Here is a 19,935-nt window from a genome sequence, read left to right on the forward strand (position 1 = left end):
TTCCTCCTGGCACTCACACTCATCGAGTGCTAACGACGATCCATAGTGACGTATTCCGTGGCCTCAGTCCACCGTCACCGGCACGCGGTGACCGACACCACGCGCCGCGACCCGGCTCGCCTCGCGCGGCTTCAGCCGCGACCGCAGCAGCACCAGCGTGGTCAGGGCCAGGGCCGTGCCCGCCAGCGGCACCAGGAATCCGGTGCTCGCGCCGTGGGCGTCGGCGAGGCGGCCGGCGACCGTGACGGCCGCCGCCTGTCCGAGGGCGACGGCGCCGGTGAGCCAGGTGAAGGCCTCCGTGCGGGCCGACGCCGGGATCAGGGTCTCGACGATGGTGTAGCCGGTGATCAGGGCGGGGGCGATGCACAGGCCCACGACCAGGCCCAGGGCGCCGAGGAGCAGCACCGAGTGCACGGACCACAGCAGGGACGCGGCGACGGTGAGGCCCGCGTAGCCCAGGATCAGGCGGCGCAGGGGGCCGGTCTTCCAGGCGACGGCGCCCATGGCGATGCCCGCGAGCATGTTGCCGGCGGCGAAGACCCCGTACAGCAGGCCGTTCGCGCCGGGGTTGCCGATCTCCTCGCTGAAGGCGGTGAGGGAGACCTGCATGCCGCCGAAGACGGAGCCGATGCCGAGGAAGGCGACGATCAGGACGCGGACGCCGGGCACGGAGAGCGCCGAGCGGTGGGGCTCGGCGGCGTGCGAGGCGGCCGGGCCGTGCGCGGGCTGGGTGGCGCGCTGCGCGGCGAAGAACAGGCCGCCGACGAGGGTGAGGGCGGCTTCGGCGATCAGACCGGCGGCCGGGTGGACGCCGGTGCACAGGGCGGTGGCGAGGACCGGGCCGACGACGAACGTGAACTCGTCCGTGACGGACTCGAAGGCCGCCGCCGTCGGCATCAGCGGGGTGCCGTCGAGCTTCGCCGCCCAGCGGGCCCGGACCATCGGGCCGACCTGCGGCACGGAGGCGCCGGAGGGCACGGCCGCCAGGAACAGCGCCCAGAGCGGGGCGCCGGCCAGGGCGAGGGCCACGAGCAGCGAGACGGAGGCGGTGTGGACGAGGACGCCGGGGACCAGGACGGCGCGCTGGCCGAAGCGGTCGGCGAGCTTGCCGCTCTGCGGCGCGAAGAGCGCCATGGAGACGCCGGTGACGGCGGCGACCGCGCCGGCGCTGCCGAAGGAGCCGGTGGTGTGCTGGACGAGCAGGACGATGCCGATGGTCAGCATCGCGAAGGGCTGCCGGGCGGCGAAGCCGGGAAGCAGGAAGGACAGCGCGCCGGGGGTGCGCAGCAGCTGTCCGTAACCGGGCCGCGTGCCCGTGTCGGGCCGCTCGTCGGTGTCGACCGTGCCCGTGTTGACCGTGGACGCCACGGTCCTTGCCTTTCCGCCGCCTGGTAGCGCTTCCCGTGCACGGTGGTGCGGGTGTCGCCGAGAGCTGTCCTCATGCGCGGAACTGCGGTAGATACCGGGCCGGCCCCACTGCGGAGGGGCGCCACGGCCGCCATACGGTCGCGCCAGCTCTGCGTCAGGCAGAGTTGGTTCGATCAGGTGTGCCTTCATGGTACAGGGAAGGAGCGTCCTCCCGCCTGGGAAACGCTCCCTCCCCTTCATCGATTCCTGCGAACACGGGGATCGTGTGCGCCATGTCTCAGTCGTCAGCGCGCGGGCTTCTTCTGCCGGTGACCGGACCGGTGATCGGACTGCTGTCCGGACCGGCGCCCGGACTGCTCCCCGGACTGCTGCCCCGACCGCTGTCCGGCCCGGTGGAAGCGCGTCTCCGTGCCCGGCGGCGGGCCGAGCGCCGTCGAGCCGCCCCCCGTGCCGAGCCAGCCGGCCAGCTTGCCGCCCTGGCCGACCGCCCGCAGGCGCCGCTCCGTGGCGTCCCGCACCGGGTCGGTGGCGACGACCAGGAGCTCGTCGCCGTGCCGCAGGACGGTCGCGGGCGCCGGTACGAAGCTCTTCTCGTCCCGTACGACCAGGGTGACCGCCGCTCCGGCCGGGAGGCGCAGCTCGGCGACCTCCACGCCGTGCATCCGGGAGCCCTCCGGGATGGCGACGGAGAGCAGGTGGCCGCGCAGCCGCTCCAGGGGCGCGGACTCCACGCCGAGGTCGGAGGCGTCCGAGGAGGCCCCGAGCCTGAGCGCCTTCGCCAGCCAGGGCAGCGTCGGGCCCTGGATGAGGGTGTAGACGACGACCAGGACGAAGACGATGTTGAAGATCCGCTCGCTGCCCTCGACCTGCGCCACCATCGGGATGGTGGCGAGGATGATGGGGACGGCTCCGCGCAGGCCGGCCCAGGACATGAGGGCCTGCTCCTGCCAGGGGATGCGGAACGGCAGCAGGCTGACCAGGACCTCCAGGGGCCGCGCGACCATCGTCAGGACCAGGCCGATGACGACGGCGGGCCAGAAGTCGTTGACCAGGTCGTGCGGGGTGACGAGCAGGCCGAGCAGGACGAACATGCCGATCTGCGCGATCCAGCCGAGCCCCTCGGCGAAGCCGCGGTTCGCGGGCGCGTGCGGCAGCTTGGCGTTGCCGAGGATCATCGACGCCAGGTAGACGGCGAGGAAGCCGGAGCCGTGGGCCAGGGCGCCGGCGGCGTACGCGACGACGGCGATGGCCATGACGGCGATCGGGTAGAGGCCGGAGGCGGGCAGGGCGACGTGCCGCAGCCCGAAGGAGCCGAGGAAGCCGACCGCGATGCCGACGGCCGCGCCGATGGCGAGCTCCAGGGCGATCTCGCCGAGGAGCACGTACCAGTGGTCGATCGGTCCGGCGGTGGAGAAGGCGACGACGAGGATGACGACGGGGGCGTCGTTGAAGCCGGACTCGGCCTCCAGGGTGCCGGTGACCCGTGAGGGGAGGGGCACCTTGCGCAGCACGGAGAAGACCGCGGCGGCGTCGGTGGAGGAGACGACGGCGCCGATGATCAGGGCCTGCCGCCATTCCAGGCCGACGAGGTAGTGGGCGCCGGCGGCGGTGACGCCGACGCTGACCGCGACGCCGACGGTGGAGAGGACGGCCGCGGCCGGCAGGGCCGGCCTGACCTCCTTCCACTTCGTGCCGAGGCCGCCCTCGGCGAGGATCACGACGAGGGCCGCGTATCCGATGACCTGCGTCAGCTCGGCGTTGTCGAAGGCGATGTTGCCGATGCCGTCCTGACCGATGGCGACGCCGATCCCCAGGTACAGCAGGAGGCTGGGGAGGCCGCTCCGGGACGAGATCCGCACGGCCGCCACGGCGATCAGCAGCACGAGCGAGCTGACGAGCAGGAGTTCGTTGAGCTGGTGGACAGTCAGTGGCCGATCCTTCCCCTCATATGCGGCTGGATCGTTCCTCCAGCGGGCGACACTTCGTTACCTTACCTAATCTTTAACGTTTTCTTGACGCCTTCCCGGTGGCTCACCCGCTCACCAGTACGGTTCTCTTCCTGACACCGAGTCCGAGCCGTCCGGACGCTGCGCCTAAGGTGGCTCCCGTACTCCAGGACCACCCTGCCCCTCGAAGGACAGCGATGCCCTCCAACACGTCCGCGCCCCCCGCCAAGAAGAAAGGGCGGCGTGCCCGCCTGCTCCTCGTCCTCCTGGTCCTCGTGCTGGTCGCGGGCGTCGGGGCCGGCGGGTACTGGGGTGTCAGCACCGTCCGGGCCTCGTTCCCGCAGACCACCGGTGAGATCCGCCTCGACGGGCTCTCGGGCCGGGTGGAGGTGAAGCGGGACGCCCTCGGGGTCCCGCAGATCTACGCCGACAACGAGCAGGACCTCTTCCGCGCGCAGGGCTACGTCCAGGCGCAGGACCGGTTCTACGAGATGGACGTCCGCCGGCACGTGACCGCGGGCCGGCTCTCCGAGATGTTCGGCGAGGGCCAGGTCGAGACCGACTCCTTCCTGCGCACGCTCGGCTGGCGCCGGGTCGCGCAGGAGGAGTACGACAAGGTCCTGTCGGCGGAGACCAAGAAGTACCTCCAGGCGTACGCGGAGGGCGTCAACGCCTACCTGAAGGACCGGAAGCCGGACGACGTCTCCGTGGAGTACGCGGCCCTGGCCCTCACCAACGACTACACGATCGAGCCGTGGACCCCGGTCGACTCGGTGGCCTGGCTCAAGGCGATGGCCTGGGACCTGCGCGGCAACATGCAGGACGAGATCGACCGCTCGCTGCTCACCAGCCGGCTGACCCCGGCGCAGATCAAGCAGCTCTACCCGGAGTACCCGTACGCGCTCCACCAGCCGATCGTGGACAAGGGCGCGGTCGACGGGTCCACCGGGAAGTTCGACCCCGAGGGCGAGGGCGGCAACGACGACCTGGGGACGGGCGAGACCCCGGGCAGCAATCCGACCGGCTCCGACGGCTCGACCGGCTCCGACGGCTCGACCGGCTCCGACGGCTCTTCCGGCTCCGGGGGCTCCGAAGGCTCCTCCGACGGCTCCTCCGGCTCCGGAGGCTCGACCGGCTCCTCCGGCAGCTCCTCCGACGGCATGACGTCCCAGCTCGCCGCCCTCTCCGAGGTCCTCGACGGCGTCCCGGCCCTGCTCGGCCCCAACGGCAACGGCATCGGCTCGAACTCCTGGGTCGTCGCCGGGAAGTACACGACCTCCGGCAAGCCGCTGCTCGCCAACGACCCGCACCTCGCGCCGCAGCTCCCGTCCCTCTGGTACCAGATGGGCCTGCACTGCCGCTCGGTCTCGGCGACCTGCCGCTACGACGTCTCGGGCTACACCTTCTCCGGCATGCCCGGTGTGATCATCGGACACAACGACAAGATCGCCTGGGGCCTCACCAACCTCGGCGCCGACGTCACCGACCTCTACCTGGAGAAGATCGGCCCCGACGGCTACCTCGTCGACGGCAAGGTCAAGCCCTTCACCGTCCGCGAGGAGACCATCAAGGTCGCCGGCGGCGCCGACCGAAAGATCACCGTCCGCTCCACCGAGCACGGCCCGCTGGTCTCCGACCGCTCCTCCGAGCTGGAGACGGTCGGCCAGAAGGCCCCCGTCGGCAACGCCGCCCCCGACCGCGGCACCGGCTACGGCGTCTCCCTCCAGTGGACCGCCCTCCAGCCCGGCAGGTCGATGGACGCGATCTTCGCCATCGACCGCGCCAAGGACTTCGCCTCCTTCCGGGCCGCCGCCAAGAACTTCGAGGTCCCCTCGCAGAACCTGATCTACGCGGACACCGAGGGCAACATCGGCTACCAGTCGCCGGGCAAGATCCCGCAGCGCACCAAGGGCGACGGCACCCTGCCCGCGCCCGGCTGGGACTCCTCGTACGCGTGGAAGAAGCAGTACGTCCCCTTCGAGAAGCTGCCCTACGAGTACAACCCGGACCGCGGCTACATCGTCACCGCCAACCAGGCCGTGATCGACCCGAAGAACTACCCCGACCTGCTCACCAAGGACTGGGGCTACGGCTCGCGCAGCCAGCGGATCAACGACCTGATCGAGTCGAAGACCAAGGACGGCGGGAAGATCTCGCCGGACGACATGCGGACCATGCAGACGGACAACCGCAGCGAGATCGCGACCCTGCTCAACCCGCTCCTGCTCAAGATCGACATCGCCGACCCGCACGTCCGCGAGGCGCAGAAGCTGCTGGAGGGCTGGGACTACACCCAGGAGCCCGACTCGGCCGCCGCCGCCTACTTCAACGCGGTCTGGCGCAACGTCCTCAAGCTCGCCTTCGGCGACAAGCTGCCCAAGGAGCTGCGCGCCGAGGGCGACTGCATCAACGTGCGCCCGGCCGACGCCACCGGCCCGGTCGACGAGCAGAACAAGCTCGTCCGCGAGTGCGGCCAGCGCGACGCCGACTCGGCCCAGCCGGACGGCGGCGACCGCTGGTACGAGGTCGTCCGCCCGCTCCTCAAGCAGGAGAAGAACGAGTGGTGGACCACCCCGGGCAACCGCACCGACCAGGCCACCGAGACCCGTGACCAGCTGCTCGCCCGCGCCATGAAGGACGCGCGCTGGGAGCTGACCGCCAAGCTCGGCAAGGACGTCTCCACCTGGAGCTGGGGCCGGCTGCACCAGCTCACGCTGAAGAACCAGACCCTCGGCACCGCCGGACCCGGCGCCGTGCAGCGGCTCCTCAACCGCGGCCCGTGGAACCTGGGCGGCGGCGAGGCGGCCGTCGACGCCACCGGCTGGAACGCGGCCGGCGGCTACGAGGTCATCTGGGTCCCGTCGATGCGGATGGTCGTCAACGTCGGCGACTGGGACAAGTCCCGGTGGGTCAACCTGACCGGCGCCTCCGGCCACGCCTTCCACTCGCACTACACCGACCAGACGGACGCGTGGGCGAAGGGCGAGCTGTACGACTGGGCCCACGGCAAGGCGGCGGTCGACGCGGCGACCAAGGACACGCTGGTCCTCAACCCGTAGGGGCGGACCGGAAGCGGACGACCGCCTCCGGGGTCACCACCGCGTGCACGGGGTGGTCGTGCGGTTCCTCCGGGACCCGCCCGACCACCTCGTCCGCGTAGAGGAGGACCACCAGGGCCGGGTCCCGGCCGGACCGTACGAGCCGGGCGAGGACCCGGTCGTACGAGCCGCCGCCCCGCCCCAGCCGCATCCCGCGCGCGTCCACCGCGAGGCCCGGCAGCAGCACGGCGTCCGCCCCGCACACGGCCTCCGGGCCGAGTCGGGGCCCGACCGGTTCGAGCAGCCCCCGGCCCGCCCGCGCGAGCCGGTCCGGGCCCTCGTACGCGGCCCAGTCCAGGTCGTTGTCGGGCAGCAGCACGGGGAGCAGGACCCGCACCCCGCGCGCGTGGAGCGCGTCGAGCAGCGCGCGCGTGCCCGGCTCGCGGCCCACGGACACGTACGCGGCGACGGTGGACGCCCCGGCGAGCTCGGCCAGTTCCAGCCCCTGGCGGGCGAAGGATCCGGCCGATTCCACGAGGAATTCGGGAGTCAGCGCGGCGCGGGCCCCCAGAAGTCGACTGCGCAGCACGGTCTTTTCGGACATCTCCGGTGTCATGACGGTCCTCTGTGAATACGCGAAGCTCATGTAACTGCCTTTATGCGGAGGAAGTTAATCGGAGCCACATCTTTCTCTCATTCCGAACCGTTAGGGTGCACCGCATGAATCAGTCGCTCCCCAGGCTCGGCCGGATCAGCAAGGCTGTCATCCCGGCCGCCGGCCTCGGCACCCGCTTCCTCCCGGCGACCAAGGCGACGCCGAAGGAGATGCTGCCGGTCGTCGACAAGCCGGCCATCCAGTACGTCGTCGAGGAGGCCGTCGCGGCCGGCCTCTCCGACGTCCTGATGATCACCGGCCGGAACAAGCGCCCCCTGGAGGACCACTTCGACCGGAACCACGAGCTGGAGGAGGCCCTGAGCCGGAAGGGCGACGCCGAGCGCCTCTCCAAGGTCCAGGAGCCCAGTGACCTCGCCACCATGCACTACGTCCGCCAGGGCGCCCCGCGCGGCCTCGGCCACGCCGTCCTGTGCGCCGCCCCGCACGTCGGCGACCAGCCCTTCGCGGTCCTCCTCGGCGACGACCTGATCGACCCGCGCGACCCGCTGCTCGCGCGGATGGTGGAGGTCCAGGAGCGGGAGGGCGGCAGCGTGATCGCCCTGATGGAGGTCGAGCCCTCGCAGATCCACCTGTACGGCTGCGCGGCGGTCGAGGCCACCGCCGAAGCGGACGTCGTCAAGGTGACGGACCTGGTGGAGAAGCCCGAACCGGGCGAGGCGCCCAGCAACTACGCGATCATCGGCCGCTACGTCCTGGACCCGGCCGTCTTCGGCACGCTGCGGGAGACCGAGCCGGGCCGCGGCGGGGAGATCCAGCTCACCGACGCCCTGCAGAAGCTCGCCTCGGACGAGAAGATCGGCGGACCGGTGCACGGCGTCGTCTTCAAGGGGCGCCGCTATGACACCGGCGACCGGGGGGACTATCTGCGTGCCATTGTCAGACTCGCGTGCGAACGTGAAGATCTGGGACCGGACTTCCGGGCCTGGCTCCGGAGATACGTCAGCGAGGAGATGTAGGCCTTGAGCAGCAGCACGGCACCGTCGCCGTCCCACGACGACCACGACGACGACCGCGGGGAGGGGACGCCCGATCCCTGCGCGGGCCCGGCCCGCGGTCTGTGGTCGGTGGACGAGCACCTGGACGACGTCCTCGCGTCCGTGAGCCCGCTCGAACCCATCGAGCTGCAACTCCTCGACGCCCAGGGCTGCGTCCTCGTCGAGGACGTGACGGTGCCGGCCGCGCTGCCCCCCTTCGACAACAGCTCCATGGACGGCTACGCGGTCCGGGTCGCCGACGTCGCCGGGGCCACCGAGGAGTTCCCCGCCGTCCTCACGGTGATCGGCGACGTCGCGGCCGGCGCGGACGGCCTGCCCGAGGTCGGCCCCGGCCAGGCCGCCCGGATCATGACCGGCGCCCCGCTGCCGCCCGGCGCCGAGGCCGTCGTCCCCGTCGAGTGGACCGACGGCGGTGCGGGCGGGGGCGCGGCCACCGGCATGAGCGCCGCGAGCACCGCCCCCGAGGGCGCGGCCGGCGAGGTCCGGGTGCACCGCGCCGCCGAGGCCCGCGCCCATGTGCGAGCCCAGGGAAGCGACGTCCGCGCGGGTGAGCTCGCCCTCGCCGCCGGCACCGTCCTCGGGCCGCCGCAGATCGGGCTGCTCGCCGCGATCGGGCGCGGCACGGTCCGGGTGCGGCCCCGCCCCCGGGTCGTCGTCATCTCCACCGGCAGCGAGCTGGTCCAGCCGGGCGAGCCGCTGGGTCCCGGGCAGATCCACGACTCCAACAGCTTCGCGCTGGCCGCTGCCGCGCGGGACGCCGGAGCCCTCGCCTACCGGGTGGGGGCCGTCGCCGACGACGCGGAGTCGCTGCGCTCCACCATCGAGGACCAGCTCATCCGGGCGGACCTGATCGTGACCACGGGCGGGGTGAGCGTCGGCGCGTACGACGTGGTGAAGGAGGCGCTGACCGGCGACGGCGAGGTCGACTTCCGCAAGCTGGCCATGCAGCCGGGCAAGCCGCAGGGCTTCGGCGCGATCGGCGCCGACCGGATCCCGCTGCTCGCCCTGCCGGGCAACCCGGTCTCCTCGTACGTCTCCTTCGAGCTGTTCGTCCGTCCCGCGATCCGCGCCCTGATGGGGGTGGGGGACCTGCACCGGCCGCGGGTGCGGGCGGTCCTCGACGTGGACGGCCCCTTGCGTTCCCCGGCGGGCCGCCGCCAGTTCCTGCGCGGGGTGTACGACCGGGAGACCGGCGCCGTCACTCCCGTGGGCGGTGCCGGCTCCCACCTGATCGCGGCCCTCGCGCACGCGGACTGCCTGCTCGTGGTCCCGGAGGAGACGGAGAGCGTGGAGCCGGGCGCCGAGCTGGAAGTGGTCCTCCTCGGCTGAGGGGACGAGTGTGGGGGTACGGTGTCTCGTCCCACACAGCGACCGGGAGTGTCACGGCCATGAGCACGCAGCAAGGTCTCACCCACATCGACGAGGCGGGGGCGGCCCGCATGGTCGACGTCTCCGCGAAGGACGTCACGGCCCGCACGGCGCGCGCCAGCGGACGGGTCCTCGTCTCGCCGCGCGTGATCGAGCTGCTGCGCGGCGAGGGCGTCCCGAAGGGCGACGCCCTCGCGACCGCGCGCATCGCCGGGATCATGGGCGCGAAGAGGACCCCCGACCTCATCCCGCTCTGCCACCCGCTGGCCGTCTCGGGCGTGACGCTCGACCTGTCGGTCGCGGACGACGCGGTCGAGATCCTGGCGACCGTGAGGACCACGGACCGCACGGGCGTCGAGATGGAGGCCCTGACGGCGGTCTCGGTGGCGGCCCTGACGGTCGTCGACATGGTGAAGGCGGTCGACAAGGGCGCGGTCATCTCCGACGTGCGGGTGGAGGAGAAGACGGGCGGCAAGTCGGGCCGCTGGGCGCGGGGCGAGTCGTGACGCGCGCCGGCCGGGTGGCGGGGACGCACGGGCACCCGGAGCCCGCCGGGTCCGCCGCGCCGGGGGAGGCCCCGGCGTACGCCTACTCGGCCCTGGTCGTCACCGCCTCCAACCGGGCGGCGGCCGGGGTGTACGAGGACAAGGGCGGCCCGCTGATCGCCGAGGCCCTGACCGCGCTGCGGTTCGCGGTCGAGGGGCCGCGGGTCGTCCCGGACGGCGAGCCCGTCGAGGCGGCGCTGCGGGCGGCCGTGGAGGCCGGGTACGACCTGGTGGTCACCACCGGCGGCACGGGTATCTCGCCCACCGACCTGACCCCCGAGGTGACCCGCCGGGTCCTGGAGCGGGAGATCCCGGGCATCCCGGAGGCCATCCGCGCGTACGGCCGGGAGAAGGTGCCGACGGCGGCGCTCTCCCGGGGCCTCGCCGGGGTCGCGGGCACCACCCTGATCGTGAACCTGCCCGGCTCGACGGGCGGGGTGCGGGACGGCCTGGCCGTCCTGGAGCCGCTCCTGCGGCACGCCGTCGACCAGATCCGCGGCGGCGACCATCCGAGACCGTCGTGATCCCGTCCTGGCCCGCGGTCCTCGTCGACGGCGACGTCGTCCTGCGGCCGATAAGGATGCGGGACCACGCGGCCTGGCGCGAGGTGAACCGGCGCAACCGCGAGTGGCTGCGCCCGTGGGAGGCGACGGTCCCGCCGCCGCCCCCGGGCGGCCCGGCCGCCCAGCGCCCGACCTACCGTCAGATGGTGCGCCACCTGAGGTCGGAGGCGAACGCGGGCCGGATGCTGCCGTTCGTGATCGAGTACCAGGGGCGGCTGGTCGGCCAGTTGACGGTGGCCGGGATCACCTGGGGCTCGATGTGCTCGGGGCACGTGGGGTACTGGGTGGACAGCGCGGTGGCCGGGCGCGGGGTGATGCCGACGGCGGTCGCGCTCGCCGTGGACCACTGCTTCCGCACGGTCGGCCTGCACCGCGTCGAGGTGTGCATCCGCCCGGAGAACGGCCCCTCGCGCCGGGTCGTGGAGAAGCTGGGCTTCCGCGAGGAAGGGCTGCGGCCCCGCTACCTCCACATCGACGGGGCGTGGCGGGACCACCTGGTGTTCGCGCTCACGGCGGAAGAGGTGCCGGAAGGGCTGCTGAGGCGCTGGCGTCAGGCGAGAATGAAATAAGTGTTCGAATTCAATCGGTAGTTGGCGGTCAATCGATCTGAACAATCACAAAAAAGTTCAGTGATATCAGCCAGATCGTGCGACACACCGGGCCAATTGGCCTATGCCCTCGTGCGAACCCCTCTACCGTGTGAACCGTGAGCAGCAGCGGCCTCATCTACGCAGTCATCGTCGGGGCCTGGGCCGCCTACTTGGTACCGATGTGGCTCCGCAGGCAGGACGAGCTGAACGAAGCACGTCCGACGGAGCGCTTCAGCACCGCCATCCGGCTGCTTTCCGGACGGGCGGGCATGGAGCGCCGTTATGCCAAGGAGCTGAAGGAGCGGGACCGTACGGCGGAGGGCCCGACGCCCGACGTGGACCCGGACGCGGCGACCGAGCATCTCGGCTCGGTCGACGTCCGGGCCTTCTCCGCGCCCGCGGCCAGGACGGAAGCGCGCCTGGAACTCCCGGACCGCGACCGCGACCGCGCGTCGGACCGCGCCCCGGATCACGCGCAGGACCGTGAACCGGGACGCGACCCGAACCGCGAGTCGAACCGCGAACCGGAACCCGCGTCCGCCCCGGCCCGGCCCGCCCCGGGCGCCGCCGAACGCGCCCGCCGCGGCAAGGTCCTCGCCCGGCGCCGCCGCACCACGATCGTCCTCTTCCTCGCCTTCACGCTCGGCGCGATCGTCGCGGCCGTCGGCGGCGTCCCCTTCCTGTGGGCGCCCGCCGCCCCCGCCCTGCTCCTCAGCGCGTACATCGTCCACCTGCGGATCCAGGAGCGGCGCCGCTTCGTGTACGTGATGGACCGGCGCCGCGCCGAAGCGGCGGCCGCCCGGCTGCGCGAGAGCCGCCGCCCCACCCCGACGCCCGAACCGGAGGCCGACCCGGCGCCCGCGACGGCCCCGGCGGTCTCCCCGCAGGAGGCGGACCGGCGCGCCCTGGTCGAACAGACCGACCACGCCGAGTGGGTGGACCAGCAGCGCGACCGCGGCCCGGCCCGCGGCGACAGCTGGGACCCGGTCCCGGTCCCGCTCCCCACGTACGTCACCGCCCCGGTCGCCCCGCGCGCGTCCGGCGGCGTCGACATCACGGACCCGGAGACCTGGAGCGCGGCCCGCTCCTCCACGGCGGCCGACCCGACCCCCGCCCCGGCCCCCCGCAAGCGCCCCGCCGCCCCCCGCCGCGACCGCGACCACGGCCGCACCCCGCTCTTCGACCAGTACGCGGACGACGACCGCCCCCGGGCCGCCAACGAGTGACCCGGGCGGACGGACCTCCCTACGCTCCGCCCATGGACGGATACGAGAACCTGACGGCACGGGTCGAGAAGGCCTGGAAGGAATTCGACGACCCGGCCACGTCCCACCGCCACTTCTGCCTCGACGCCGTCGGCGACCTCCTGGAAGCGGGCCTGCTGACGCAGGAGGACGCCGAGCGGGCCGTCGGACGCATGACCCGGATCGCCCTGTCGGAGGACGAGGACAGGACGGTCCTGGAGTCCGCCCTGTACGCCGTCTGCATGGCGGGCACGCGCTACACGCTCCCCCTCCCGCTGGTGGAACCGCTCGCCGACGCGGCGGACCGCTTCGAGCGCCCGCTCCTCGCCTACGTCCTGTCGGCCCTCGGCTCCACGCACGACAAGGCGGCGATACCGCTCGCCGAGCGGTTCCTCGACCATCCCCACCCCGAGATCCGCAGGGAGGCGGAGGACGCGCTGACCGAGATCAGGTGGCAGTACCGGGACGAGGTGATCCGGCAGGGGGAGCGGCGCCGTCCCGCGTAGGCGTCCTCCAGCGCGGGGCCTCGTCGTCGGGGGTGTGCGGGGAGGGGAAGTGGAAGGGCACTCCGAGGTGGTCGGCGAGGGCGTGGCCGGCCTCGGCGGCCGCGACGGCCGGCGGGCGTCCGTCGCGGCGGTGGAGGACGGTCGCCAGGTGCCCCTCGCCGGCGGGGTCGTCCAGGACCGCGACCAGCACGACGAACCAGTCGTGGACGGTGTCGCCGTCCCACAGCGCCTCGACGGCGACGGGCCGGCCCGGCAGGCCCGCGGCGCGGGCGGCGAGCGAGGGCAGGTCGAGCGGATCGGGCGGCGTGCGGGCCACGCGGCCCCCGAGGGCCTCGTAACGGGCGTGGACGACCTTCTCCGCCTCGTACAGTCCGAGCCCCAGCGGCCGCAGCGCCGCCCACACGGTCCTGACCGCCGTGAACCGCCGGTCGCGCAGCACGTCCGCGTCGACCTCCGCGCGCGTCCGCTCCTCCAGGTAGTCCCACCAGCCGCTCATCGGGCCCCCGCCGTGTTCGTCATGCGGCGAAGGTACGCCGGGCCCGGCCGGGCCCCGCGACGGCCTCGGCTGACCTGCGGCGGAAGCGATTTTTGTTCTCGTCGGTCGGGGTGCTAATGTTTCACACGTCGCAAGGGCCTGTGGCGCAGTCTGGTAGCGCACCTCGTTCGCATCGAGGGGGTCTGGGGTTCAAATCCCCACAGGTCCACAGACAACGGGAATCCCGTCCGATCGAAAAATCGGACGGGATTTCTGCTTTTTCGGGGAGATCGGCTTGCCCGAGAGCGCGGGGAACGGCTCCCGCCGACCGGGGGAACGGGCTCCGTATTTCCCGGTTCTCCGGTGAGGCGGCGCGAGGCCGTGCGTCACCCCGGGGCAATAATGCGGAGCGTGACCCACAGTTCGAAGAACCGGTGGAACGAGCTCGCGCTGTTCCTGGTGGTGACGGGTGTCAGCGTCTTCGCTCTGTCTTCTCTGGTGACGTTCCTGATCGGTGACCGGGACGCGGTCGTCAGCGGAATCCTCGTCGTCCTTCCCAGCGTCCTCATCGGGCTCGGCACCGCACGGGCCTACCGTCGCCGCCCTGCGGGCGGGGTCGGCAAGTAGGCAGTCCTGTCGGCTCGGTGAAAGCCGGGGGCGGGGGAAGCCGCCGGGCCCACTACAAGGACGAGGCGACGCGGCTCGATGTCCGGCGGGCGCTCCTGGAGCAACCGTCAGACCAGCGCCTTCGCGTAGCAGCGGCTCTCCGGGTGATCGCGGTAGTGGCCGAACTTCGGGCACGGGGCGTAGCCGCTGGAGGCGTAGAGGGCGATGGCCTCCGGCTGGGCCGTGCCCGTCTCCAGGACCATGCGGGTGCGGCCGGCGGCGCGGGCGTCGGCTTCGAGGGCCGCGAGGATGCGGCGGGCCAGGCCCAGGCCGCGGGCCTCGGGGATCACGTACATGCGCTTGAGCTCGGCGTCGCCGTCCGCGTAGCCGTGGTCGTTCGCGTCCTGCGTGCGCCAGCCGCCGGTGGCGAGGGGGTGGCCCTCCGGGTGGTACGCGAGCAGGTAGAGGCCGCGGGGCGGGACGAACATCCCGGCGTCCAGCGGTGTGACGTCGCCCTCGTCGCCGTAGCGGACGGCGTACTCCGCCTGGACCGCGTCGTCGAGCTTGACGGCATCGGGGTGGTCATAGGGGGTGGGACGGATGTTCATGCGTTTCATCGTACGTGTGTGCGGGTCGTGGGTGTCGGTATTCTCCCGGGATGCTCACTGTCACAAGTGTGAATGTCAATGGACTCCGCGCCGCCGCCAGGAAGGGCTTCGCCGAGTGGCTGGCGGACACCTCCGCCGACGTCCTCTGCCTCCAGGAGGTGCGCGCCGAGGAGGCGCAGCTGCCCCCGGAGGTGCGGGCGCCCGAGGGCTGGTTCGCCGTGCACGCCCCCGCCGCCGCCAAGGGCCGGGCCGGCGTCTCCCTCTACACCCGGCGCGAGCCGGACGCGGTCCAGGTCGGCTTCGGGTGCCTGGAGTTCGCCGACAGCGGCCGGTACGTCGAGGCCGACCTGCCCGGCGTGACCGTCGCCAGCCTCTACCTGCCCTCCGGCGAGGTCGGCACCGAGCGGCAGGACGAGAAGTACCGCTTCATGGGCGAGTTCCTGCCGTACCTGAAGGACCTCCGCGCCCGCGCCGCCGCCGACGGGCGCGAGGTCGTCGTCTGCGGCGACTGGAACATCGCCCACCGGCCGGCCGACCTCAAGAACTGGAAGGCCAACCAGAAGAAGGCCGGCTTCCTGCCCGACGAGCGGGAGTGGCTGACCCGGGTCCTCGACGAGGGCGACGGCGGGTACGTGGACGTCGTCCGCGAGCTCCATCCCGACCAGGAGGGGCCCTACTCCTGGTGGTCCTACCGCGGGCGCGCCTTCGACAACGACAGCGGCTGGCGCATCGACTACCAGATCGCCACGCCCGGACTCGCCGCCAGGGCCGTGAAGGCGTACGTCGAGCGGGCCGCCACCCACGACGAGCGGTGGAGCGACCACGCGCCCGTCACCGCCGTCTACGACCTGTAAGGGCGGCTCAGGGGCTGTCGCGCAGGCGGCGGTCCAGGGCCATCGACAGCTCCGCCTCCACCACGCTCTTCGCGAGCGGGCGCAGCCGCCACAGGTCCTGCTCGGCCGCGTGGGCGCGGAGCAGCTCGGTGAAGAGCTCCGCGAGCGCCTCGGCGTGCTCGCGGACCCTCGCCCCCGCCTTGAGGACCTCCGCGAGCGGCACGCCCTCGCGGACGAGCGCGGCGGAGACGTCGAGCAGCCGGCGGCTGATGTGGACGATCTCCTCGCCGTCGGTGACGAGGTAGCCGAGGTCGAGGGCGGCGGCCAGGTTCTCGGGCGTGACCTCGCCCGCGAAGTGATCGGCCAGCTCCCCGGGGGTGAGCCGGACCGGCTCCTCCTCGCTGGGGACGTCGATGGCGAGGACCTCGCGGACGTTCCGGCCGCTCTCGAACGCGGTGGTGAGGTCGGCGATGCCGTTGAGGGTGTGACCGCGCTCCAGGAGGGCGGCGATGGTCCGCAGCCGGGCCAGGTGCTGCTCGTCGTACCAGGCGATCCGGCCCTCGCGGCGGGGCGGCGGGATCAGTCCGCGCTCGCGGTAGAAGCGCAGGGTGCGCACGGTGATGCCGGCGGCGGCCGCCAGCTCCTCCATGCGGTACTCGCGCACGCCACCCTCGGCCGGTGCGCCCGTCGCACCGCCTGCCGACGGGCCCGCGCCGGCAGGAGTACCCGCGCTCGCCGGTACGCCCGCGCCCGTCGACGTACCCGTGCCCGTCAACGGGCCCGCGCCCGCAGGAGTACCCGCGCTCGCCGGTACGCCCGCGCCCGTCGACGTACCCGTGCCCGTCGACGTACCCGCGCCCGCCGGTGCGCCCGCGCCCGTGTCCGCCGGGTCGCCGCCCACCGGGCCGCCGCCCGTCGCGCCGTCGCCCGCGTCCGGTCCCTCGTGTCCGCCCGTCCCGGGACTCGATCCTTCTGCCACGCCCGCCAGCCTATGTTGTACCGCCGGTAACTTTCCCTCGTCGTACCCCTACCGCTCGGTAGGGAGCTGCTCTACAGTCCCCACCATGCCAGTGATTGCTGGCGGAATCAGCCGGGCGCACGGGAGGCGGCATGGCGAAGCACGAGCACGTACGGGTGGCGGTGATCGGATCGGGATTCGGCGGCCTCGGGGCCGCCGTCCGGCTGCGCCGCGAGGGCATCACCGACTTCGTGGTCCTGGAGCGGGCCGACTCCGTGGGCGGCACCTGGCGCGACAACAGCTACCCCGGCTGCGCCTGCGACGTCCCCTCCCACCTCTACTCCTTCTCCTTCGCGCCCAACCCGGACTGGCCCCGCACCTTCTCCGGGCAGCGGCACATCCGCGCGTACCTGGAGCACGTCACCGACACCTTCGGGATCCGGCCGCACCTGCGCCTGAACCACGAGGTGCTGCGGATGGAGTGGGACGCCGACGCCTTGAGGTGGGAGATCGAGACCTCTTCCGGGTCCTTCAGCGCCGAGGTCGTCGTCTCCGCGACCGGACCGCTCTCCGACCCGAAGGTGCCGGACGTCCCGGGGCTCGCCGACTTCCCCGGCAAGGTCTTCCACTCCGCCCGCTGGGACCACGACTACGACCTCACCGGCAAGCGCGTCGCCATGATCGGCACCGGCGCCTCCGCCATCCAGATCGTGCCCGCGATCCAGCCCGAGGTGCGGAAGCTCACGCTCTTCCAGCGCACGCCCCCGTGGGTCATGCCCCGCATGGACCGGAACATCACGGGCATCGAGCGCCGGCTGCACCGCGCCCTGCCCGCCACCGCCACCCTGCGCCGCGGTCTGCTCTGGGGCATCCGCGAGCTCCAGGTCGGCGCCTTCACCAAGCACCCCGGCGAGCTGGGCCTCGTCGAGAAGCTCGCCAAGGCCAACATCGCCAGGGCGGTCAAGGACCCGGTGCTGCGGGCCAAGCTGACCCCCTCGTACCGCATCGGCTGCAAGCGGATCCTGCTGTCGAACACGTACTACCCGGCGGTCGCGCGGCCCAACGTCGACGTCGTCGCCTCCGGCCTGCGCGAGGTCCGCGGCTCGACCCTGGTCGGCGCCGACGGCAGCGAGACCGAGGTCGACGCGATCGTCTTCGGCACCGGCTTCCACGTCACCGACATGCCGATCGCCTCGCGCGTCTTCGGGGCCGACGGGCACTCGCTCGCCGACGCCTGGAAGGACGGCATGGAGTCGCTGCGCGGCGCCACCGCCGCCGGCTTCCCCAACTGGATGACGATCATCGGCCCCAACACCGGCCTCGGGAACTCCTCGATGATCCTGATGATCGAGTCCCAGCTGAACTACATGGCCGACTACCTGCGCCAGCTCAACGTCCTCGGCGGGCGCGCCGCCCTCGCCGTCCGGCCCTCCGCCGTCCACTCCTGGAACCGCAAGGTGCAGGCCCGGATGGAGCGGACCGTCTGGAAGTCCGGCGGCTGCGAGAGCTGGTACCTCGACGCCAACGGCCGCAACACCACCCTCTGGCCGGGCACCACCGGCGAGTTCCGGCGCGAGACCCGGCAGGTCGACCTCTCCGAGTACGAGGTGATCCGCGCGCCCAGGACCGCCCCCGCCACGTCCCGTTCCTCCCGCACGAAGGAGGCCGCCCAGTGAGCCGGCACCTGACCCCGCTCCCCGGAGCCCGCGAACTCACCGTCACCTCCACCGACGGCTCCCGCATCCACGTCGAGGTGTACGGCCCCGAGGGCGCCCCCGCCGTCGTCCTGGCCCACGGCTGGACCTGCTCCATCGCCTTCTGGGCCGAGCAGATACGGGCGCTCGCCGCCGACCACCGGGTCATCGCCTACGACCAGCGCGGCCACGGGCGTTCGCCCGACCCCGGCCCCGGCGGCTACTCGACCACCGCGCTCGCCGACGACCTGGAGGCGGTGCTCTCCGCCACCCTCGCCACCGGCGAGCGGGCCGTGATCGCCGGGCACTCCATGGGCGGCATGACGATCATGGCCGCCGCCGAGCGCCACGGGCTGCGCGACCACGCCGCCGCCGTCCTGCTCTGTTCCACCGGCCCCGCGCGGCTGACCGCCGAGGCCACCGTCGTGCCGCTGCGGCCCGGCGGCCTGCGCACCCGCCTCACCAAGGCCGTCCTCGGCTCCAAGGCGCCGCTCGGACCGGTCAACGCCGTCTCGAAGAAGGTCCTCAAGTACGCGACCATGGGCCCCGGTTCGGCGCCCGAGAAGGTCGACGCCTGCGCCCGGATCGTGCACGCCTGCCCGCGCGGCCCGCGCCACGGCTGGTCGCAGGTCCTCGCCGGACTCGACCTCGAACACGGCGTGCGGGCGCTGCGGCTGCCGGTCGCCGTGATCGTCGGCACCGCCGACCGGCTCACCCCGGCCGCCCACTCCCGCGCGATGGCCGGGGCGCTGCCGCACTGCACCGCCTTCGTCGAGCTGACCGGCATGGGCCACATGACCCCGGTGGAGGCCCCGGAGGCCGTCACCGCGCAGATCCGCGAACTGACCCTCACGTACCTGGGCGTGAAGGACACCACCGTGAACGCCAAGGAGGACGCATGAGCAGGGTGAGTCTCGAAGGACAGGTCGCGGTCGTCACCGGAGGGGCCCGCGGCGTCGGCGAACTCCTCGCCCGCAAGCTCTCCGCGCGCGGCGCGAAGATCGCGCTCGTCGGCCTGGAGCCGGAGCAGCTCAAGGAGGTCGCGGGCCGGCTCCACACGGAGGCCGACTGGTGGCACGCCGACGTCACCGACCACGAGGCGATGGCCCGGGTCGCGACCGAGGTGAAGGAGCGGTTCGGGAAGGTCGACATCGTCGTCGCCAACGCCGGCGTCGCGTCGGGCGGGCCGTTCGTCGACTCCGACCCGACCGCCTGGCGGCGGGTCATCGAGGTCAACCTGATCGGCGGCGCCGTGACCGGCCGGGCGTTCCTGCCCGTCCTCATGGAGTCCCGCGGGTACTTCCTCCAGATCGCCTCGCTCGCCGCGATCACCCCGGCCCCGATGATGACGGCGTACTGCGCCTCCAAGTCGGGCGTGGAGGCCTTCGCGCACAGCCTGCGCGCCGAGGTGGCGTACAAGGGCGTGAAGGTCGGCGTCGGCTACCTCTCCTGGACCGACACGGACATGGTGCGGGGCGCCGACGAGGACGACGTCATGCGGGAGCTGCGCCAGCGGCTGCCGTGGCCGTCGAACCGCACGTACCCCCTCGGCCCGGCCGTCGACCGGATCGTCGCGGGCATCGAGCGGCGCTCGCCGCACGTCTACGCCCAGTGGTGGCTGCGCGGGATGCAGTCGATCCGCGGCTACCTGCCCGGCGTGATCGCGACCGTGGGGCAGCGCGAGATGAAGCGTTTCGAGCCGCGCCTCGGCACGGTCTCCAAGGGCCTCGTGGGCGCGGGCGGCGCGGCCGACGAGCAGGAGCGGACGGAGAAGGTCTGACCCCCGGCCCCCGCGCCCGACCTCCGTCCTTCACGGTCCGTAACTGATCGAAATGCGCGGAATGTTCGCTCGTGCGAGGCTGATCGAGGCCGGGGACACCACGTCCCCGACCTCCCCCACACCTCTCACAGGAGTGAACTTC

At 72.8% G+C, this 19,935-nt stretch carries 19 protein-coding genes and 1 tRNA gene; 14 read left to right on the forward strand and 6 right to left on the reverse strand.

All coding sequences use genetic code 11. The features are described from left to right. Positions 1-63: 63 nt before the first annotated feature. A complete protein-coding gene (locus ACWGSR_RS14735; RefSeq protein ID WP_453566606.1) occupies positions 64-1,368 on the reverse strand; it encodes an MFS transporter in 1,305 nt (434 codons plus the stop codon). A 284-nt stretch (positions 1,369-1,652) separates the two neighbouring features. Further along, positions 1,653-3,251: a potassium/proton antiporter gene (locus tag ACWGSR_RS14740; protein WP_376239304.1), complete on the reverse strand. Its 1,599-nt coding sequence runs from the start codon at positions 3,249-3,251 to the stop codon at positions 1,653-1,655. Between the two features lie 260 nt (positions 3,252-3,511). Here ACWGSR_RS14740 and ACWGSR_RS14745 point away from each other — a divergent pair, with 260 nt between their 5' ends. Continuing rightward, a complete protein-coding gene (locus ACWGSR_RS14745; RefSeq protein ID WP_453566607.1) occupies positions 3,512-6,373 on the forward strand; it encodes a penicillin acylase family protein in 2,862 nt (953 codons plus the stop codon). On the opposite strand, the gene ACWGSR_RS14750 is transcribed toward ACWGSR_RS14745, so the two are convergent. Further along, on the reverse strand, positions 6,363-6,968 hold the full coding sequence (locus ACWGSR_RS14750; RefSeq protein ID WP_453566609.1) for a 5-formyltetrahydrofolate cyclo-ligase: 606 nt from the start codon (positions 6,966-6,968) through the stop codon (positions 6,363-6,365). The two genes, ACWGSR_RS14745 and ACWGSR_RS14750, sit on opposite strands and share 11 nt — an antisense overlap. 104 nt (positions 6,969-7,072) lie before the next feature. Here ACWGSR_RS14750 and galU point away from each other — a divergent pair, with 104 nt between their 5' ends. The 7 genes from galU to ACWGSR_RS14785 all read left to right on the forward strand — a co-directional run bounded on the left by galU (position 7,073) and on the right by ACWGSR_RS14785 (position 12,839). Continuing rightward, positions 7,073-7,984, forward strand: a complete 912-nt coding sequence (gene galU / locus ACWGSR_RS14755; RefSeq protein WP_376239296.1) for a UTP--glucose-1-phosphate uridylyltransferase GalU — start codon at positions 7,073-7,075, stop codon at positions 7,982-7,984. A gap of 3 nt (positions 7,985-7,987) precedes the next feature. Next, positions 7,988-9,352 (forward strand): molybdotransferase-like divisome protein Glp, encoded by a 1,365-nt coding sequence (gene glp / locus ACWGSR_RS14760; RefSeq protein WP_453566612.1) that lies wholly within the window; start codon positions 7,988-7,990, stop codon positions 9,350-9,352. 59 nt (positions 9,353-9,411) lie between these two features. Next, complete coding sequence (gene moaC, locus ACWGSR_RS14765) at positions 9,412-9,897, forward strand: cyclic pyranopterin monophosphate synthase MoaC (protein ID WP_053642806.1); 486 nt, start codon at positions 9,412-9,414, stop codon at positions 9,895-9,897. Then, the gene (locus ACWGSR_RS14770; RefSeq protein WP_453566614.1) at positions 9,894-10,460 is read left to right on the forward strand and encodes a MogA/MoaB family molybdenum cofactor biosynthesis protein; all 567 of its coding nucleotides are present in this window, start codon (positions 9,894-9,896) and stop codon (positions 10,458-10,460) included. Before moaC ends, ACWGSR_RS14770 begins: the two co-directional genes overlap by 4 nt. After that, positions 10,457-11,068 carry a GNAT family N-acetyltransferase gene (locus ACWGSR_RS14775; RefSeq protein ID WP_161373234.1) on the forward strand — a complete coding sequence of 204 codons (612 nt, stop codon included), beginning with the start codon at positions 10,457-10,459 and terminating at the stop codon, positions 11,066-11,068. Before ACWGSR_RS14770 ends, ACWGSR_RS14775 begins: the two co-directional genes overlap by 4 nt. A 137-nt stretch (positions 11,069-11,205) precedes the next feature. After that, positions 11,206-12,315, forward strand: a complete 1,110-nt coding sequence (sepX, locus tag ACWGSR_RS14780; RefSeq protein ID WP_453566616.1) for a divisome protein SepX/GlpR — start codon at positions 11,206-11,208, stop codon at positions 12,313-12,315. A 32-nt stretch (positions 12,316-12,347) separates the two neighbouring features. Further along, a complete protein-coding gene (locus ACWGSR_RS14785; RefSeq protein ID WP_453566618.1) occupies positions 12,348-12,839 on the forward strand; it encodes a HEAT repeat domain-containing protein in 492 nt (163 codons plus the stop codon). On the opposite strand, the gene ACWGSR_RS14790 is transcribed toward ACWGSR_RS14785, so the two are convergent. After that, a complete protein-coding gene (locus tag ACWGSR_RS14790) occupies positions 12,781-13,335 on the reverse strand; it encodes a hypothetical protein (RefSeq protein WP_453566620.1) in 555 nt (184 codons plus the stop codon). The two genes, ACWGSR_RS14785 and ACWGSR_RS14790, sit on opposite strands and share 59 nt — an antisense overlap. Positions 13,336-13,469: 134 nt before the next feature. On the opposite strand from ACWGSR_RS14790, the gene ACWGSR_RS14795 reads away from it, so the two are divergent. Together ACWGSR_RS14795 and ACWGSR_RS14800 are read left to right on the forward strand one after the other, a co-directional pair. After that, positions 13,470-13,543: transfer RNA gene (locus ACWGSR_RS14795), tRNA-Ala, on the forward strand. A gap of 182 nt (positions 13,544-13,725) precedes the next feature. Next, positions 13,726-13,941 carry a hypothetical protein gene (locus ACWGSR_RS14800; RefSeq protein WP_376239276.1) on the forward strand — a complete coding sequence of 72 codons (216 nt, stop codon included), beginning with the start codon at positions 13,726-13,728 and terminating at the stop codon, positions 13,939-13,941. 107 nt (positions 13,942-14,048) lie between these two features. On the opposite strand, the gene ACWGSR_RS14805 is transcribed toward ACWGSR_RS14800, so the two are convergent. Further along, entirely contained in the window at positions 14,049-14,528 is a 480-nt protein-coding gene (locus tag ACWGSR_RS14805; RefSeq protein WP_453566622.1) for a GNAT family N-acetyltransferase, read from the reverse strand. A 50-nt stretch (positions 14,529-14,578) separates the two neighbouring features. On the opposite strand from ACWGSR_RS14805, the gene xth reads away from it, so the two are divergent. Then, positions 14,579-15,382, forward strand: coding sequence for an exodeoxyribonuclease III (gene xth, locus ACWGSR_RS14810; RefSeq protein ID WP_453566624.1), 804 nt, complete (start codon positions 14,579-14,581; stop codon positions 15,380-15,382). Between the two features lie 7 nt (positions 15,383-15,389). Here the strand turns inward: xth and ACWGSR_RS14815 are convergent, their stop codons facing one another. Further along, positions 15,390-16,010, reverse strand: coding sequence for a MerR family transcriptional regulator (locus ACWGSR_RS14815; protein WP_453566781.1), 621 nt, complete (start codon positions 16,008-16,010; stop codon positions 15,390-15,392). A gap of 461 nt (positions 16,011-16,471) precedes the next feature. Between ACWGSR_RS14815 and ACWGSR_RS14820 the strand changes: the two genes are divergently transcribed. From ACWGSR_RS14820 to ACWGSR_RS14830, 3 genes are read left to right on the forward strand one after another with little or no spacing between them, the layout of a single operon-like run. After that, on the forward strand, positions 16,472-17,995 hold the full coding sequence (locus ACWGSR_RS14820; protein WP_453566626.1) for a flavin-containing monooxygenase: 1,524 nt from the start codon (positions 16,472-16,474) through the stop codon (positions 17,993-17,995). An 8-nt stretch (positions 17,996-18,003) separates the two neighbouring features. Continuing rightward, positions 18,004-18,915: an alpha/beta fold hydrolase gene (locus ACWGSR_RS14825; protein ID WP_453566783.1), complete on the forward strand. Its 912-nt coding sequence runs from the start codon at positions 18,004-18,006 to the stop codon at positions 18,913-18,915. Next, entirely contained in the window at positions 18,912-19,793 is an 882-nt protein-coding gene (locus ACWGSR_RS14830; RefSeq protein WP_453566628.1) for an SDR family oxidoreductase, read from the forward strand. The genes ACWGSR_RS14825 and ACWGSR_RS14830 overlap by 4 nt, the downstream gene beginning before the upstream one ends. Positions 19,794-19,935 lie beyond the last annotated feature (142 nt).

It is taken from the genome of Streptomyces sp. NPDC055632 (assembly GCF_053618675.1).